The 15896-nt window shown below is 65.2% G+C and carries 16 protein-coding genes; 4 read left to right on the top strand and 12 right to left on the bottom strand.

Features of this window, described 5'->3' with window-relative positions:
* Positions 1-22: 22 nt before the first annotated feature.
* The 9 genes from PMI12_RS02450 to sucC form a co-directional block, all read right to left on the bottom strand.
* Positions 23-2125 carry a hypothetical protein gene (locus tag PMI12_RS02450; protein ID WP_007828723.1) on the bottom strand — a complete coding sequence of 701 codons (2103 nt, stop codon included), beginning with the start codon at positions 2123-2125 and terminating at the stop codon, positions 23-25.
* Between the two features lie 81 nt (positions 2126-2206).
* Positions 2207-2677, bottom strand: a complete 471-nt coding sequence (locus tag PMI12_RS29320) for a pilin (protein ID WP_007828721.1) — start codon at positions 2675-2677, stop codon at positions 2207-2209.
* Between the two features lie 204 nt (positions 2678-2881).
* A complete protein-coding gene (locus PMI12_RS02440; RefSeq protein WP_007828719.1) occupies positions 2882-3685 on the bottom strand; it encodes a 3',5'-cyclic-nucleotide phosphodiesterase in 804 nt (267 codons plus the stop codon).
* Between the two features lie 29 nt (positions 3686-3714).
* Positions 3715-5967 carry a CHASE2 domain-containing protein gene (locus PMI12_RS02435; RefSeq protein WP_007828717.1) on the bottom strand — a complete coding sequence of 751 codons (2253 nt, stop codon included), beginning with the start codon at positions 5965-5967 and terminating at the stop codon, positions 3715-3717.
* A gap of 51 nt (positions 5968-6018) precedes the next feature.
* On the bottom strand, positions 6019-6672 hold the full coding sequence (locus tag PMI12_RS02430) for an FHA domain-containing protein (RefSeq protein ID WP_007828715.1): 654 nt from the start codon (positions 6670-6672) through the stop codon (positions 6019-6021).
* 87 nt (positions 6673-6759) lie between these two features.
* Positions 6760-7548: a Stp1/IreP family PP2C-type Ser/Thr phosphatase gene (locus PMI12_RS02425; protein ID WP_042672675.1), complete on the bottom strand. Its 789-nt coding sequence runs from the start codon at positions 7546-7548 to the stop codon at positions 6760-6762.
* Between the two features lie 28 nt (positions 7549-7576).
* Entirely contained in the window at positions 7577-8260 is a 684-nt protein-coding gene (locus PMI12_RS02420) for a TerC family protein (RefSeq protein ID WP_007828712.1), read from the bottom strand.
* 119 nt (positions 8261-8379) lie between these two features.
* Complete coding sequence (gene sucD, locus PMI12_RS02415) at positions 8380-9273, bottom strand: succinate--CoA ligase subunit alpha (RefSeq protein ID WP_007828710.1); 894 nt, start codon at positions 9271-9273, stop codon at positions 8380-8382.
* 10 nt (positions 9274-9283) lie between these two features.
* Positions 9284-10450, bottom strand: coding sequence for an ADP-forming succinate--CoA ligase subunit beta (sucC, locus tag PMI12_RS02410; protein ID WP_007828709.1), 1167 nt, complete (start codon positions 10448-10450; stop codon positions 9284-9286).
* 205 nt (positions 10451-10655) lie between these two features.
* Between sucC and argC the strand changes: the two genes are divergently transcribed.
* Positions 10656-11579 (top strand): N-acetyl-gamma-glutamyl-phosphate reductase, encoded by a 924-nt coding sequence (argC, locus tag PMI12_RS02405; protein WP_007828708.1) that lies wholly within the window; start codon positions 10656-10658, stop codon positions 11577-11579.
* Between the two features lie 16 nt (positions 11580-11595).
* On the opposite strand, the gene PMI12_RS02400 is transcribed toward argC, so the two are convergent.
* On the bottom strand, positions 11596-12324 hold the full coding sequence (locus PMI12_RS02400; RefSeq protein ID WP_007828707.1) for a hypothetical protein: 729 nt from the start codon (positions 12322-12324) through the stop codon (positions 11596-11598).
* A 129-nt stretch (positions 12325-12453) separates the two neighbouring features.
* On the opposite strand from PMI12_RS02400, the gene yiaA reads away from it, so the two are divergent.
* On the top strand, positions 12454-12891 hold the full coding sequence (yiaA, locus tag PMI12_RS02395; protein WP_007828706.1) for an inner membrane protein YiaA: 438 nt from the start codon (positions 12454-12456) through the stop codon (positions 12889-12891).
* Between the two features lie 30 nt (positions 12892-12921).
* Here the strand turns inward: yiaA and recX are convergent, their stop codons facing one another.
* The gene (gene recX / locus PMI12_RS02390) at positions 12922-13380 is read right to left on the bottom strand and encodes a recombination regulator RecX (RefSeq protein WP_007828704.1); all 459 of its coding nucleotides are present in this window, start codon (positions 13378-13380) and stop codon (positions 12922-12924) included.
* A 42-nt stretch (positions 13381-13422) separates the two neighbouring features.
* Positions 13423-14529: a recombinase RecA gene (gene recA / locus PMI12_RS02385; RefSeq protein ID WP_007828702.1), complete on the bottom strand. Its 1107-nt coding sequence runs from the start codon at positions 14527-14529 to the stop codon at positions 13423-13425.
* A gap of 146 nt (positions 14530-14675) precedes the next feature.
* Between recA and PMI12_RS02380 the strand changes: the two genes are divergently transcribed.
* Both PMI12_RS02380 and PMI12_RS02375 read left to right on the top strand, forming a co-directional pair.
* Positions 14676-15161 carry a MarR family winged helix-turn-helix transcriptional regulator gene (locus PMI12_RS02380; protein WP_007828700.1) on the top strand — a complete coding sequence of 162 codons (486 nt, stop codon included), beginning with the start codon at positions 14676-14678 and terminating at the stop codon, positions 15159-15161.
* A gap of 59 nt (positions 15162-15220) precedes the next feature.
* Positions 15221-15895, top strand: a complete 675-nt coding sequence (locus PMI12_RS02375) for a response regulator transcription factor (protein WP_007828698.1) — start codon at positions 15221-15223, stop codon at positions 15893-15895.
* Position 15896 lies beyond the last annotated feature (1 nt).

The raw sequence follows: 15896 nt of genomic DNA, 5'->3' as shown, positions 1-15896 counted from the left end.
TTGCGCTGTGCTTCAAGCTTGGTCATCGAGCCTCGCGGCTAGTTTGCACCAGCTCAACATACGCTCTTCCACCTTTACGCCAGCAGTTGAGCTTTAGTGGCGCCGAAAGCCAGTCGTCAATCCGCCCGATCACGACCCGATCGCCGCCGCCGCGGATGAGGTCTTCGAACCGGATCAAACCGCCGTCGCTAACCCAAAGCGCCAAGTCGCCGCTGTAGGCACGACGCCAGATGTTGCCACTGCGAATGCTGCTGCCCCTTCGATGCTGGTCGAACAGCTCAGGACACGCACCTTCTACGTTGTCAAGCACTTGATCAGCAATACGCTTGCTGACGAGTTCCCCGGGGCTCAAGCGACCACCGGGCAACACTCGGCACGCATAGAGCTGGACTTCGTCGCGAGATCCGGCGCGCGGGCCGGCGTGCTCGATCACATCAGGATTGCCCTTGTATTTGATGTACTCGCAGTCTTTGGGATCAACCTCCAAGCCGAAGCGCCTGAGCGGGTAGTCGATGTTGGCCGGACTAAGCAAAGCCGGCTTGCCGTCTGAGTCGACCTCATTTACCAGCTTGAGCATGCGGAGCCGCGACAAATTGGCATCTATGAGCGCGCGCGCGCGACTCCCGACGAACCCGTCAGGCTCGATCCCGCTGCTCACCCCCAAGAATGCTGAGCCTGGCGCTAGCCAGGACAGCAGGAAGGATTGAGACTGCAGATCAAGAGGGAGGTAGAGCTGCGGCTCCCGTTGCAACCGCAGCGGTACGCTCACTTGGAGCCATTGCCCGCCCCAAGCTTGGGGAGCCCAACGAAGGTCTCTCGTCTGCCACAGAAAAACAGCCTGTACGCCAAGCATGACGGTCAGGGCATAGATCAGTATCCGTTGCGGCGCGGGCGCCAGAAATCGATACAGCCCGACAACAAGAAGTACGCCCGCAATGCTCGCCATGGGCAAGAAGTAGCGACTGTTTCCGCTGATGCTCAACCAGGACACCCAACTCGCTGCAAACGAGATGGCCAAGCATACATAGATACGATCTGACTGGCTGCCGGTTGCCGTATAACCGCTCTTCCAACTGCGGCGTACGGCCCAGGCCACGACACTAAGCATTGCCAACACCGTCAAACCAGCGTAGCGCAGATCGGGCGCTGCGGGTTCGGTATGAATGAGGCGTCGCGCGCTAAGCATGTCGAACGGCCGCGCGAGTGCTTCTGTGAACGAGGATGGCAGAAAGCGCAGATCCCGCATTCCGGCGATAAATTGCCCAAGCAATTGCCAAGGCGAACTCGCGGAATGGCTTTTAGGCGCCGTGACATCCGATGCGCGAAACAGACCATCGAGCATCGGAAAGAAGGGATTGCCGAAGGCCCGGTCCAGCTGCATGGCCCAGGGCGCAGTTACGGCCATCATGGCGATGACTGCGCAAAGAGCGAATGTCAGCAGCGCCCGCACGCGTTGGCGCGGCGTTGATACGCATCCCACAACCATGGGAATTGCAGGGAGGAGCGCAAAAGTCGCGTTCGAAAGTTTTAGCGCAGAAGCGACGCCCAGCAGCGCGCCGCCTAACGCGACCAGTTGGAGGCGGCCTCCAAAGAACGCTCTGGCCAGAGCAACGTAGCCGCCTAACGCAAACGCACCGGTAGTGAGGTCATTGAATGATGACCCCAACTCCTGCAAAAAAACCGGGTTGAGCAGTGCCAACGCCACCGCTGCCCACACTACGATGCCTGGACTGCTGCCAGTCTGGCCTCTGCACACAATCCGCGCCAATTCCCAGGTCATCCATAGCATCACGCTTTGCAAAATGGCAAAGGAGACGCCGATCATGATCGATGGCCACCCCGCATGCACCATCAGGTACAGCGGCACGTGAGAGTAGGGGTTCAGATAGGTCAGCGTGCCAGCCGGGAACAAGTCAACCATCAGGCGCTCGTTGAAGACGCTATAGCCCGCATACACGTGGTAATGCAGCGCGTCCCAAGGCACATCTTTGCCGGCGAGCAGAGTCCAAGCGATCGCCATAGCACTGCAGATTGCATAGGCCAGCAAACGCTCTCCCCATACACCGTTGCGGCCCGCCTCGACATAATGGCCGCCTCGGCCGAGCGCGCGTGAACTCTCAGTCATGGTTTTACTGTGGAGCCCCGTCTGCCTTGCGGCACAAGATAAAAAGCCGCCCGAAGGCGGCTCGTGATGAGATGGCGAAGGTCACACGCCAGGACATTCCTTCGGGGCCAGCTTGTTTGCCACGGTCGTTGCGCAGGCCCAGGTTCCGGTCGTGCCGCCAGTGCCAGCGGTGTCTGCAGCGCGGGTCCAGGTGATGGACTGCCCATTCACCTGCGCGTTGCCGATCAGCGTGCAAACAAGTGTGCCGCCCGAATTGGCCGGGGCCGCTGTGCCGGTGAAACCGGTTACCGTGATCGCGCAGCGCTTGGTGGTAGCGGTGAGGCCCAGATCTGCAACCGACGTCGGCGGCGTGCCCGAAGCGATGCGGTCTTCCACGTTCACCTTGCCAGGGGTGATTTCAGCCAAGCCGCCGGCAACTTGGGACTTCGCGACGTAGTCTTGATAAGCCGGCAGAGCCACAGCAGCCAAAATACCAATGATCGCCACAACGATCATCAATTCGATAAGGGTGAAACCCTTTTGCACGTTACGTGCGATGGAACGACGGTTCATTCACTAACTCCAGGTTGGTTGGTTGTTACGCCCGGGAACCTGCCCGGAGCGAGGTACCTTCCGCAGCATCTGTGCCACCCGTTCGCAGGGCCCTCAACTGACCGAACCCGTCACCTTCGCTCACTTCAGCGTTACACCATGTGACACAACTTGCTTCGAGATGCTACCGAGGTGACAAATTTGTCATGCCCCACGCCCTAGCAGTCAGAAAGTCAGCACCCCATCCGCCTTCAACCAGCGAATATCCCGCTGCGCCAACCCCGCCACCTGCTCGACCGCCAGCGCCTCGATCTGGCTCATGATCTCGTCCGTCTCCGCCGGCTTGGTGTGCGTGATGTAGATCGGGTATTGCTTCCCCGGCTCGATGTGCGTCAGCTCATCGGCCAGCACCGCAGGCGACAGATGCAGGCTGCGCTCGGCCAGCGCCTGTTCTCGGCTGCTGAAGGCCGTTTCAATCACCAGCATCGCCACGTCGATCGCATTCACGCGCTCCCAGAACGGCGCGTTGCGCTCTGTGTCGCCGCTGAAGACCCAGTGGGCGCCGCCTTCGGCCCGCCGCACGGCAAAGCCGCAGGCCGGCACCGTATGAACCGCCGGCAGCACCTCGACGAGCTTGGGCTCGCGGCTCCCCAGGTGCAGCATCTGCCCCACCGCGATGTCGTGAAAGCTCACGAAGGGCGCCTCGGCGCTGGGAATGCTCTCGAAATTCGGCCAGATGACGTTGTTGAACACGTGCGTGCGCAGCGCCTCGATGGTGGCGCGCAGCGCATGCACGCGCAGGGGCCGGATGCGGCGGCTGCCGACGGCGTCGAGCATCAGCGGCAGGGCGGCGATGTGGTCGAGGTGGCTGTGCGTGAGCACGACGTCGTCGATGCGGGCCATCTCATCGAGCGTAAGGTCGCCGACACCGGTGCCCGCATCGACGAGCAGGTCCGTGTCGACCAGGAACGAGGTGGTGCGGCAGTCTTTGGCGATGGCGCCCGAGCAACCCAGCACACGAACCTGCATTGTGAGAGACCCCTCGTATGTGTCTGCCGTCATTTGGTTTCGAACCGGGTTGCACCGTCCCAATCAGGGTCCTGCGGGCGCAACGCCATTGAGGCTAAACGCTGGGCGTAGAGCTGGTAAAGGACTTTTTTTGCGTCCGCGGCGAGCAGGGGAGCCAGCAAGTTTCGGCCCACCGCCCAGTCCTGCCGGCGGTAAGCCGCGAGCACTTCGCTCCAGCGGTCGAGCAACTGCTGAGTCTCTTTCGCCGCTTCGGGCGTGTGCGCGGCCAGGGGCGTAAAAACGGCAACGGCCTGTGCCTTGCCTTTGACGAGCACGCTGTCGAGCTCTTGCCAGATGTAGCCGGGCGCCAGCTCGCGGGTGGCGCCGCTGGCGACGATTTCCATTCCGTAGTGCCCACTCAGGCCCTCGAGGCGGGATGCGAGGTTGACCGCATCGCCGACCACGGTATAGCTGCGGCGCGCGGTGGAGCCCATGTCGCCCACGCTCATCACGCCGCTGTTGATGCCGATGCCCACGCTGATCTCGGGGCGGCCGCTGGCGCGGTGGATGCGGTTGATGTCGTGCACGGCATCGGCCATGTCGAGCGCGGCGCGCACGGCGAGGGTGGCGTGGTCGGGCGTGTCGATGGGCGCGCCCCAGAAGGCCATGACGCAGTCGCCCATGTACTTGTCGACGGTGCCGCGGTGGGCGCTGATGACGTTGGTGAGCCGGCTGAAGACGGTGTTGAGAAAGGCCTGCAGCTCGGCCGGGGCCATTTGCTCCGACAGGCGGGTGAAGTCGCGCATGTCGCAGAACATGACGGTCATGGGCTTGCTCTCGGCGCGCATGCTGTAGCGGTCGGGGTGCGCCATCATTTCGTTGACGAGCTGGGGCGGCACGTAGGTGCCGAAAAGCCGTACCAGGCCGCGCCGCGCGCGCGATTCGACGAGGTAGCCCCAGCTCATGTTGAGCGCGAAGGCAAGCGCCGTCATGGCCAGGGCCGACGCCAGCGGCAGCACGAGGCCGTGGCTCGCGTACAGCCAGGTGTTGAGGCCGATCAGCACGGCGATCGCCCCCGCGGCCAGCAACACGGCGCGCGGCGCCGGCAGCAGCGACAGCCCGAAGGCCAGCACGAGCCCCGTCACGGCGACCATCAGCGTCTCGTAGCCCGAGGCGTAGTCGGGCACGCTGAGCAGCCGATGGTCGAGCAGGCCGGAGACGATGTTGGCATGCACTTCCACGCCCGGAAATGCGGCCTCGACCGGCGTGGCGCGCAGGTCTTGCAGGCCTGGGGCGGTGGCGCCCACGAGCACGATCTTGCCCTTCAGTTCGCCCGGCCCGAGCCGGCCCTCGAGCACGTCGGCGGCGGACACATAGCGGAACGACCCGCCGTCGGCACCGCCGGGGCCGCGGAACGGCACCTGCATGCTGCCCGTTGCGTCGACCGGTATGCGCAGGGGACCCACTCGCAGCGATTCGAGCTGCGGCTTGGCGCCGCCGGGCGCAAAGGCGGGCTGCACGGGCGGCAATCCGTTTGCGAGGCGGTAGACCGCGAGCGCGAGCGATTCGTAGTAGCCCGGCTGCGCCTTGTCGCCCTCGTAGCGGGCGATGAGCGGCACGCTGCGAATGACGCCGTCGCCGGTGGCGCCAACCAGCGTATTCAGGAATCCCGCAATGGGCGCGGCCTGCGCCAGCGCCGGCAGGCTGGCTCCGAAGCCATTCCAGTTGGTGGCGTAAATGCCGCGCGGGGGGAACGCCCCCTCCGGCAACGAGGGGGCAGGAGGCAGCTGTCCCTTGGCGCTCGGCGTCTCGGTCCGCGTGAAGTAGTAGCCCAGCGCGACGCGCTGGCCTTCGAGCGCCGCAGCGAGCGTGGCATCGTGATCGAGCGAGGGTGCAAGCCGCTCGACCTCGGCGGCCAGGCCCGGCATGCCGCCCAGCGGCCCGCTGGCGATTTCCCGCAGCCTGTCGAGGCCGGAGCTGCGGTCCGGTTCGAGGAACATGACGTCGAAACCGAGCACGGCCGCCTGCTGGCGGGCCATCAGTTCCGTGGTGAGACGGGCGATCTTGTCGCGCGCCCAGGGCCACTGCCCCTGGCGTGCCAGGCTGGCGTCGTCGACGTCGACGATCACGACGCGCGCATCGAACGTGCCCGGCATGGTGGCACGCAGGCGGATGTCGTAGATCAGCCGATCAAGGCGTTCGAGTGCGCTCAGCTGCCACGCGCCGGTGGCATGCGCCAGCGCCAACAGCACCGGCAGCAACGTGATGGCGATACGCGGCCAGTGCCGTCGAAGCCCTCTCACGGCGCTGCACTCGTATGGGCTTTGCCGCAACAGGCCGGAAGAAAAAGCGGCTCAGATGCGCACGAACTGCATGCGTGTGGCACCGCCGAGCTCGAGCACGTCGTGCTCCTGCAGCGCGACCGCCTCGGCCCCCAGTTGCTGGCCGTTGAGCATGACGCGTCCTTCGACACCCGCGGCCACGTAGCCCGTGCGCCGGCGCGTGACCACCGCCACCGCGACACCGGGCTTGCCGATGGTGGTGACGACCTTCTGCAGCGCGACGTCCTGCCCCTCGTTGGCGCCGGAGAGCACGCGCAGCACCGGAACGCCGAGTTCGACCAGCGCGCCCGATTCCGTGGGTGCCGACGACAGGGGCATGTTCCCCGACAGGAACTCGGCCGATGCGGTGCGGACCGAGCTGGCGCTGACGGCCAGGTTGCTGCGCGCGCGGAAATGGATGCGGCAGCCGCCGACCTCGACGACATCGTTGTCCTTGAGCGCCTGCTTCTGGATGGCGAGCGCATTGACGTAGGTGCCGTTGGTGCTGTTGAGATCTTCAATTTCGACTTCGCCACCGCTCATGTGCAGCACGGCGTGTTCGCCGCTGACCGCCAGATTGTCGATCACGATGTCGTTGTAGGCACGGCGTCCCAGTGTCGTGCGCTCCTTGGCAAGCGCCACTTGCCCGATGACAACGCCATCGACCGAAATGATCATCCTCGGCATTGCCGCCCCCCGGTATCCAAAGCTTGAAAGACGACAAGCGCATCGGCGTGATGCCGCCGGAGCCTGCTACCTGGCCGTGCGAGGCGCCTATGCAACGCTCGCGCTGGCCAGGACAACAGAGATGTTGTCCCGTCCGCCATTCTCGTTGGCAATTTCAACCAAAAGTGATGCTTTTTTCTGAAGCCCGACATCGTGTCCTAGAAGCGTGAAAAGCTGCTCGTCCGAAACCATCTCGCTGAGCCCGTCGGAGCAGAGCATATAGAGATCGCCCGGTCTTGCGCTGTGTTCGTGCATTTCCAGCAAGACCTGGGCCTCCACGCCCACGGCGCGGGTCACCAGGTTGCGCGTGGGCGAATTCAGGGCTTCCTCGGCGGTGATGGCGCCGGCGTCGAGCTGCTGCTGGCGCAGCGAGTGATCACGCGTGAGCAGTTCCAGCTTGTTGTTGCGCACGCGGTAGCACCGCGAGTCGCCGATGTGGCCAACCACCACGCGCTGCGGCCGGAATGCCGCCAGCACCAGGGTCGTTCCCATGCCCTGCAGTTCGGGGTTGGTCGTGCCGGCATGCAGGATCGAGCCGTTGGCCTCGTCCGTGGCTGCCTGCAGCGCCCGCCGGACCACGCGGGCAGGCGCCTGCATCCCGGCCTGGGCGAACCAGCGGCCGAAGCTGGCGTGCATCAGGGAGACGGCCATCGCGCTGGCCACTTCGCCGCCCTTGTAGCCGCCCATGCCGTCGGCCAGCAAGGCCAGCCCGAGGGCGGGGTCCACGTGCACGGCGTCCTCGTTATGGGCGCGCGTTCGCCCGACGTCGGTCAGGGAGGCGAATTCCCAGGTCAGCGCGGGGCGAGTGGAGAACATGGAAACGCCGACACTCGCCATGGTTTGTCAGTACTGACTTCTTGAAAACTCAATGAGCAGCGGCACGTGCGCGCCGTTGCAGCAAGCGGCCGCCAGCCACGACGAACACCGCACCGGCAGCAGCAGCCGCGTAGTGCAACCAGGGATTGGCCGCCAGCGTGTCGCGCAGGATCGCGTCTTGCACGATGGTTTCGCCGCCGACCCAGCCGATCAGCGCAGCACCCAGCATGACGATGATCGGGAAGCGTTCCATGAGCTTGATCATGAGCGTGCTGCCGAAAATCACCAAGGGAATGCTGATCGCCAGGCCGAGGACCAGCAGCACCATGCTGCCCTGCGCGGCGGCCGCGACGGCAATCACGTTGTCCAGGCTCATCACCAGGTCGGCCAGCAGGATGGTGCGCACCGCGGCCATCATGCTGCCGTATTCCTTGGACTCGCCCTCGCCCTCGTCTTCCTCGCTCAGCAGCTGCAGGCCGATCCACAGCAGCAGCAGGCCGCCGATGATCTGCAGGTAAGGCAGGGCGAGCAGCTTGGCTGCCACCACCGTGAGCACGATACGCAGCACCACGGCCGCGCCCGAGCCGAAGAGCACGGCCTTTTTCTGCTGCGCCGGCGGCAACGACCGCGCCGCCATGGCGATCACCACCGCGTTGTCCCCCGACAGGATGATGTTGATCCAGACGATCTTGAGCAGACCCAGCCAGAAATCGGTGCTTTGAAGAATTTCCATGTCTCTGATCCCACTGTGTTTTATTGAAAAAAGCGCCCGCAATCGAGTGCGGGCGCTTTTCTGTTTCTGCGTGGTCCTCTCATGACCCGGCTCTGCGGCCGGTGTCGCGGGGCCGTCTCTTAGAGCTGCGCCTTGAGCAGCTTGGCCAGTTCCGAGAAGTTGCGCGTCACGGTGAAGCCGCATTCTTCCATGATGGCCAGCTTGGCATCGGCCGTGTCGGCACCGCCCGAGATCAGCGCGCCGGCGTGGCCCATGCGCTTGCCGGGAGGGGCGGTGACACCGGCGATGAAGCCCACGACCGGCTTCTTCATGTGCTCCTTGCACCAGCGGGCTGCGTCAGCTTCGTCGGGGCCGCCGATTTCGCCGATCATGATGACCGCGTCGGTGTCCGGATCGTCGTTGAAGGCCTTCATCACGTCGATGTGCTTCAGGCCGTTGATCGGGTCGCCGCCGATGCCGACTGCCGACGATTGGCCCAGGCCGATTTCGGTCAGTTGAGCCACGGCTTCGTACGTCAGCGTGCCCGAACGGGAGACCACGCCGATGCGGCCCTTGCGGTGGATGTGGCCGGGCATGATGCCGATCTTGATTTCGTCGGGCGTGATGAGGCCGGGGCAGTTCGGGCCCAGCAGCAGCGTCTTCTTGCCGCCGGCCGCTTCCTTGGCCTTCATCTTGTTGCGCACTTCGAGCATGTCGCGAACCGGGATGCCTTCGGTGATGCAGATCGCCAGGTCCAGGTCGGCCTCGACGGCTTCCCAGATGGCGGCCGCGGCGCCTGCCGGCGGCACGTAGATCACCGACACGGTGGCGCCGGTCTGCGAAGCAGCTTCCTTCACCGAACCGAAGATCGGAATGTTGAAGATCGACTCGCCGGCCTTCTTCGGGTTCACGCCCGCCACGAAGGCGTTCTTGCCGTTCGCGTATTCCTGGCACTTTTCGGTGTGGAACTGGCCGGTCTTGCCGGTGATGCCTTGCGTGATGACTTTGGTGTCTTTGTTGATGTAGATCGACATGACTTGTTCCTTAGGCCTTCTTGACTGCTGCCACGACCTTCTGGGCCGCTTCCGCCATGGTGTCGGCGCTGATGATCGGCAGGCCTGAATCGGCCAGCAGCTTCTTGCCTTCGACTTCGTTGGTGCCCTTCATGCGAACGACCAGCGGCACTTGCAGGTTCACGGCCTTGCAGGCCGCGATCACGCCGGTGGCGATGGTGTCGCACTTCATGATGCCGCCGAAGATGTTCACGAGGATGGCTTCCACGTTCTTGTTCTTCAGCATGATCTTGAAGGCTTCGGTGACCTTCTCGGGGGTGGCGCCGCCGCCCACGTCCAGGAAGTTGGCCGGCTCGCCGCCGAACAGCTTGATGGTGTCCATGGTGGCCATGGCCAGGCCGGCACCGTTCACCAGGCAGCCGATGTTGCCGTCGAGGCTGATGTAGGCGAGGTCGAACTTCGAGGCTTCCACTTCGGCCGCGTCTTCTTCGTCGAGGTCGCGCAGGGCCACGATTTCGGGGTGGCGGAACAGCGCATTGCTGTCGAAGTTGAACTTGGCGTCCAGCGCCATGACCTTGCCCTTGCTGTCACGGTTGAGCGGGTTGATCTCGACCAGCGAGGCGTCCGTCTCCATGTAGCAGGTGTAGAGCTTCTTGAGGATGTCGACCGTCTGGGCGGTCGAATCGGCGGGCATGCCGATGCCGTCGGCGATCTGCTTGGCCTGTTCGTCGGTCAGGCCCTTTTCGGGGTCTGCGAACACGGTGATGATCTTCTCGGGCGAGGAGTGGGCCACTTCCTCGATGTCCATGCCGCCTTCGCTCGAAGCGATGAAGGCCACCTTCTGGGTGGCGCGGTCGGTCACGGCCGAGACGTAGTATTCCTTGTTGATGTCGGCGCCGTCTTCGATGTAGAGGCGGCGGACCTTCTGGCCTTCGGGGCCGGTCTGGTGCGTCTTGAGCTGCATGCCGAGGATTTCGCCGGCGAGCTTCTTGACGTCTTCGATGGACTTGGCGACTTTGACGCCGCCGCCCTTGCCGCGGCCACCCGCGTGGATCTGGGCCTTGACGACCCAGACCGGGCCTCCAAGTTTCTGGGCGGCTTCGACTGCCTCCTGAACCGTATAGGCCGGGATGCCGCGCGGCACCGGCACGCCGAACTTGGCAAGGATTTCCTTGCCTTGGTACTCGTGAATCTTCATGAGGGATGTCTCTCGGAAGGAGGAGGTTGAGAACAGGAGATCTGGGGTCTGAGGCTTCGTTGGCTCTGTTGCTCGCGGGCGACGGCAGCCTGACGGCTGGGGGCGGCGAACAACCGCGGACTGTATCATGGTGCGCCGCACCAATACCGTACGCGGGTTTGCGGTCAATACGTACTTTCTTCTAGCCACCCGAGCACACTCCATCATGGCCAAGGTTTTCATCGACGGCGAAGCCGGTACCACCGGCCTGCAGATTCGCGAACGGCTCCAGGCGATGTCGCAGATCGAACTCGTGAGCATCGCGCCCGAGCTGCGAAAAGACGCCAATGCCAAGCGCGACCTGATGGCCGGCGTCGACCTGGTGGTGCTGTGCCTGCACGACGACGCGGCGCGCGAATCGGTCGCACTGATCGATCAGCTGCCCGGCAGGAAGCCCAAGATCATCGACGCCTCCACGGCGCACCGCATCGCCCCGGGTTGGGTGTTCGGCTTCCCCGAACTGGTGGAAGGCCACTGGCAGGCCGTGGCCAAGGCCGAGCGCGTCGGCAACCCGGGCTGCTACGCCACCGGCGCCATCGCCATGGTGCGTCCGCTGGTCGACGCGGGCCTGCTGCCCGCCGATTTCCCGATCTCGCTGCCCTCGGTGAGCGGCTACTCGGGCGGCGGCCGGACCATGATCGAGGCCCATGAAAAGGGCGAAGCCCCGCTGTTCGAGACCTACGCGCTGGGCCTGAAGCACAAGCACATCCCCGAAATCATGACCTACACCGGCCTCACCCGCCGGCCGGTCTTCATCCCGTCGGTGGGCAACTTCAAGCAGGGCATGCTGGTGCAACTGCCGCTGCACCTCGACCTGCTCCCGGGCAAGCCGAAGGCCGGCGACCTGCAGGACGCGCTGGCCGCGCATTACGCGCGCAGCAACACGCCCGAAAAATTCGTGAAGGTGCTGCCGCCCACCGAGGACGGCAAGCTCGATGCGTTGGCGCTCAACGACACCAACGAGCTCGAGATCCGCGTGTTCCCGAACGAAGACCACCGCCATGCCGTGGTGATCGCCCGCCTCGACAACCTCGGCAAGGGCGCCAGCGGCGCCGCGGTGCAGAACCTGAAGCTGATGCTGGCGCTCTGAGCGCCGCGCTTCCTCGTCAGTTCACCAGCCAGAGTCCAACGCCCAGCAGCGCCGCGTGCGCGCCCAGCGCGATGTAGAGCGGCTTGCGCGAGGGTGTCGCCATGTCCTGCAGCGTCTCGCGGATGCGGCGCGTGAGCAAGGCACGCAGGGCCGGGTCCTGCGCAGCGCCCTCGCCCACCGGCGGCTCGCCATGCTCGGCGCGGCTTTGCTGCCACTCGGCGAGCATCTCGCTCAGCGGCAGCCGGTCGAGCACGAAGCTCACCACCGAACGCACCGCCCTGCCCTCGCCCAGCACCGGCGCGAGCTGCTTGCTCAAGGCATCGATCGACAGCCATTCGGCTGCGCGCTGCAGGGTGCCGTGGGCACGCGGCATCGCCTCGATGCGCCCGGCAATCGCGCCGCCGAGCCGCTGCGACACCGCCTCGCCACGCGCCGCGACCAGGTGCTGCATTGCACGCGCGCGGCCCTGCTGCACGCCGAGCATCGCGTAGACGGCCACGAACAGCAGCAGCAAAACGGCCACCAGCAGCGGCGGCGAGGTGACGAGCGCGAGGATGGCGCCAGCCCCACCGGCACGCGCCGCCGTGTTGCCCGGCCCGTGCAGTTGGCCCAGATAGAAGAAGAAAACGCCGCCGCCCAGAATCAGGCCGAGGAGACTGCCCTTGATCACGGAGCCGGCGAAGGAAAGGCCGGCCTTGGCGCCGGTGCGAACGAGAGACGGCTGGCCGATGGGCTCAGGTGACACGGAAAAGCTCCTCCAAAAGTGACGGCCGGTCCTTCTTGTGGGCTGCAGTGCGAGCTGCCGGCGCGCGGTGGATCATGCCATTGGCGCTCCACACCATAATCGCGCACCCATCTACACGAGGAGGATTCCATGGCCATCAAATTCCAGAAGCCGACCGCGGCATTCGTCGCCGCTTCCTGGGCCGCGCTGCTCATCGGCGCCATCGTCTACCTGATCGGGCTGTGGAACGCCTCTATGCAGCTCAACGAGAAGGGCTACTACTTCACCATCCTGATGTACGGCCTGTTCTCCGCCGTGTCGCTGCAGAAGACCGTGCGCGACCGCCTCGAAGGCACGACCGTGACCGGCATCTACTACGGCCTGTGCTGGATCTCGCTGCTGCTGTCGGTCGCCCTGCTCGCCGTTGGCCTGTTCAATGCCACGCTGGCTGCCAGCGAGAAGGGCTTCTATGCCATGGCATTCCTGCTGAGCCTGTTCGGTGCGGTCGCGGTGCAGAAGAATGTGCGCGACATCGCCGCGCACAAGAGCGAGACGCCCTCGCTCGACGAAGTGCCCGAAGCGAACTGATCCAGCCTGCCTCGGGACGATTGCGCAGCGTCATTCGCCGGCCTCATCGAAATCGCTCCTGAGCACCTTCGACACGACCGCACCTGAAAAGCCCCGCGCCATCAGGAACCGCATCTGCTTCGCCCGCTCCTTCGCATCGGCGGGCGGGGCGTCGAAGCGGCGCCGCCACAGGGCGGTGGCGCGCTCGACTTCGGTGTCTTGCAACCCGGCCACCGCCTCGGCAATGGCCTCGGGCGCGATGCCCTTGGCCTGCAGTTCCTGCTTGACGCGCAGCGCACCCGAGCGGGCGGCGCGCTGGTTGAGCACCGAGGCCACCACGCGCGGCTCGCTGATGAAGTCCTTTGCGGCCAGCTCGTCGAGCGCCTTCGCCAGCGTGCCGGGCTCTTCTTCATGCCTGGCCAGCTTGCGCTCCAGTTCCGCGCGCGAATGTTCGCGCTGGCTCAGCAGGCGCAGTGCGCGGCCTTTGAGGGACGGGGCGTTGAATGCCATGCGGGGGTCGCTCGCGCGGCCCCCGGGGAGCCGCGCCTGTACTTACTCGCCCTTGTCGGCCTTGTCCGCCTTCGCGGCCTTCTGCGGCTTCTCGGGCGTGGCGCCGGCATCGGCGGCCAGCAGCGGGATGCCCAGCGATTCGCGCACCTTGTTCTCGATCTCGCGCGACAGCTCGGGGTTCTCGCGCAGGAACTCGCGGGCGTTGTCTCGGCCCTGGCCGATCTTCTCGCCGTTGTAGGCGTACCAGGCGCCCGACTTGTCGACGATCTTGGCCGTGACGCCCATGTCGATGATCTCGCCCTCGCGGCTGATGCCCTCGCCGAACAGGATGTCGAACTCGGCCGTCTTGAACGGCGGCGACACCTTGTTCTTCACCACCTTCACCTTGGTTTCGTTGCCGATGGCCTCGTCGCCTTTCTTGATGGTGCCGATGCGGCGGATGTCCAGGCGCACCGAGGCGTAGAACTTCAGCGCATTGCCGCCGGTGGTGGTTTCGGGCGAACCGAACATCACGCCGATCTTCATGCGGATCTGGTTGATGAAGATGACCATGCAGTTGGTCTTCTTGATGGTGGCGGTGAGCTTGCGCAGCGCCTGGCTCATCAGGCGGGCCTGCAGGCCGGGCAGCGAGTCGCCCATCTCGCCTTCGATTTCGGCCTTGGGCGTGAGCGCGGCGACGGAGTCGACCACGATCAGGTCAACAGCGCCCGAGCGCACCAGGGAGTCGACGATTTCGAGCGCCTGCTCGCCGGTGTCGGGCTGGCTGATGAGCAGGTCGGACAGGTTCACGCCGAGCTTCTGGGCGTATTGCACGTCGAGCGCGTGCTCGGCATCGACGAAGGCGCAGGTGCCGGCCTGCTTCTGCATGGCGGCGATGACCTGCAGCGTGAGCGTGGTCTTGCCCGACGACTCAGGGCCGTAGATCTCGATGACGCGGCCGCGCGGCAGGCCGCCGACGCCCAGCGCGATGTCCAGGCCCAGCGAACCGGTGGAGACCACCTGGATGTCTTCGAGCGCCTCGCCTTCGCCGAGCCGCATGATCGTGCCCTTGCCGAACTGCTTTTCGATCTGGGCCAGTGCGGCCTGGAGGGCCTTGGCCTTTTCACTGTTGGCGACCGAGATGCTTGCGCCCTTGACGACTGCGTCCATGTGGAAACTCCTTGAATATCAACGGTTTGTGTTGGGTTTCAATCCATCTGCTTTTAATTACAGGCTGGATGCTTGAACAGTAGTGTAGGGGTTCATTGACTCGAGTAAACCCATTTTTTGGTCAGTTTGCTTTACCATTTGGCGCCATGTCCGAAGCCGCGTTCCCGACCGATCCCGACGCCTGGCGCCAGACCCACCTGGGCCGCCTGCTGGGCCACGCGATGCGCCGCTTCGACGAGCGCGTGCTGGAGCTGATGGCACATGACGTCGGCGTGCCGCTGGCACTGTCGAACCTCGCGGCGCGCGCGCAGGTGAGTGCGGCGCACATCCACATCACGCGCCATCTGGCACGCGAAGGCTCGCGCCTGACCGAACTGGCAGAGCGCGCCGGCATGACCAAGCAGGCCATGGGCGCGCTGGTCGACCAGTGCGAAGCCTGGGGGCTGGTGACGCGCGGGCCCGACCCGCTGGACGCGCGGGCGCGGCGCGTGCTGTTCACGGCCGACGGCCTGGCCTGGCTCGACGCCTTCCGCAGTGCGGTGACGCAGGCCGAAGGCGAGTTCCGCGGCAGCGTGGGAAACGACATTGCCACCGTGGTAACCATCGGACTCGAAGCCTATACGGCGGGCTAGACTCCCAGGCGGAGACCAACGCGCGCCAAGGGGCGCCGACACAGCCGGAGGTGGCGCATATGCGGATTCTGATTGCCGAAGACGACCAGGTGCTGGCCGATGCCCTGCTGCGCAGCCTGCGCACCTCGGGCGCGGCGGTCGACCACGTGGCGAACGGCTCGCAGGCCGACACCGCCCTCATGACGCACGACGAATTCGACCTGCTGATCCTTGATCTCGGGCTGCCCAACCTGCACGGCATCGAGATCCTCAAGCGCCTGCGCGCGCGCGGCTCGCAGCTGCCGGTGCTGGTGCTCACGGCGGCCGACAGCGTGGAGGAACGCGTCAAGGGCCTGGACCACGGCGCCGACGACTACATGGCCAAGCCCTTCAGCCTGCAGGAACTCGAGGCGCGCGTACGCGCCCTCACCCGGCGCGGCATGGGCACCACCAGCAACACGATCCGCCACGGCCCGCTGGTCTACGACCAGGCCGGCCGCGTGGCGACCATCGACGGCAAGATGATCGAGCTGTCGGCACGCGAACTCGGCTTGCTCGAAGTGCTGCTGCAGCGCGCCGGCCGGCTGGTGAGCAAGGACCAGCTGGTCGACCGCTTGTGCGAATGGGGCGAGGAGGTGAGCCTCAACGCCATCGAGGTCTACATCCACCGCCTGCGCAAGAAGATCGAGAAGGGCCCCGTGCGCATCGCGACGGTGCGCGGGCTGGGCTACTGCCTCGAGAAGATCCAGCCCTGAT

Source organism: Variovorax sp. CF313, assembly GCF_000282635.1.
Lineage (GTDB): Bacteria > Pseudomonadota > Gammaproteobacteria > Burkholderiales > Burkholderiaceae_C > Variovorax.
This window is presented reverse-complemented; position numbering and strand designations above follow the sequence as displayed.

What these genes read in the sequence shown, in the direction of transcription:
- recA (WP_007828702.1), bottom strand. Translation starts at nt 14,529, where the DNA reads ATGGACGCAGTCGTCAAGGGCGCAAGCATCTCGGTCGCCAACAGTGAA.
- PMI12_RS02425 (WP_042672675.1), bottom strand. Translation starts at nt 7,548, where the DNA reads ATGGCGAGTGTCGGCGTTTCCATGTTCTCCACTCGCCCCGCGCTGACC.
- PMI12_RS29320 (WP_007828721.1), bottom strand. Translation starts at nt 2,677, where the DNA reads ATGAACCGTCGTTCCATCGCACGTAACGTGCAAAAGGGTTTCACCCTT.
- PMI12_RS02450 (WP_007828723.1), bottom strand. Translation starts at nt 2,125, where the DNA reads ATGACTGAGAGTTCACGCGCGCTCGGCCGAGGCGGCCATTATGTCGAG.
- PMI12_RS02430 (WP_007828715.1), bottom strand. Translation starts at nt 6,672, where the DNA reads ATGCCGAGGATGATCATTTCGGTCGATGGCGTTGTCATCGGGCAAGTG.
- PMI12_RS02380 (WP_007828700.1), top strand. Translation starts at nt 14,676, where the DNA reads ATGTCCGAAGCCGCGTTCCCGACCGATCCCGACGCCTGGCGCCAGACC.
- PMI12_RS02420 (WP_007828712.1), bottom strand. Translation starts at nt 8,260, where the DNA reads ATGGAAATTCTTCAAAGCACCGATTTCTGGCTGGGTCTGCTCAAGATC.
- sucD (WP_007828710.1), bottom strand. Translation starts at nt 9,273, where the DNA reads ATGTCGATCTACATCAACAAAGACACCAAAGTCATCACGCAAGGCATC.
- argC (WP_007828708.1), top strand. Translation starts at nt 10,656, where the DNA reads ATGGCCAAGGTTTTCATCGACGGCGAAGCCGGTACCACCGGCCTGCAG.
- recX (WP_007828704.1), bottom strand. Translation starts at nt 13,380, where the DNA reads ATGGCATTCAACGCCCCGTCCCTCAAAGGCCGCGCACTGCGCCTGCTG.
- yiaA (WP_007828706.1), top strand. Translation starts at nt 12,454, where the DNA reads ATGGCCATCAAATTCCAGAAGCCGACCGCGGCATTCGTCGCCGCTTCC.
- PMI12_RS02375 (WP_007828698.1), top strand. Translation starts at nt 15,221, where the DNA reads ATGCGGATTCTGATTGCCGAAGACGACCAGGTGCTGGCCGATGCCCTG.
- sucC (WP_007828709.1), bottom strand. Translation starts at nt 10,450, where the DNA reads ATGAAGATTCACGAGTACCAAGGCAAGGAAATCCTTGCCAAGTTCGGC.
- PMI12_RS02440 (WP_007828719.1), bottom strand. Translation starts at nt 3,685, where the DNA reads ATGCAGGTTCGTGTGCTGGGTTGCTCGGGCGCCATCGCCAAAGACTGC.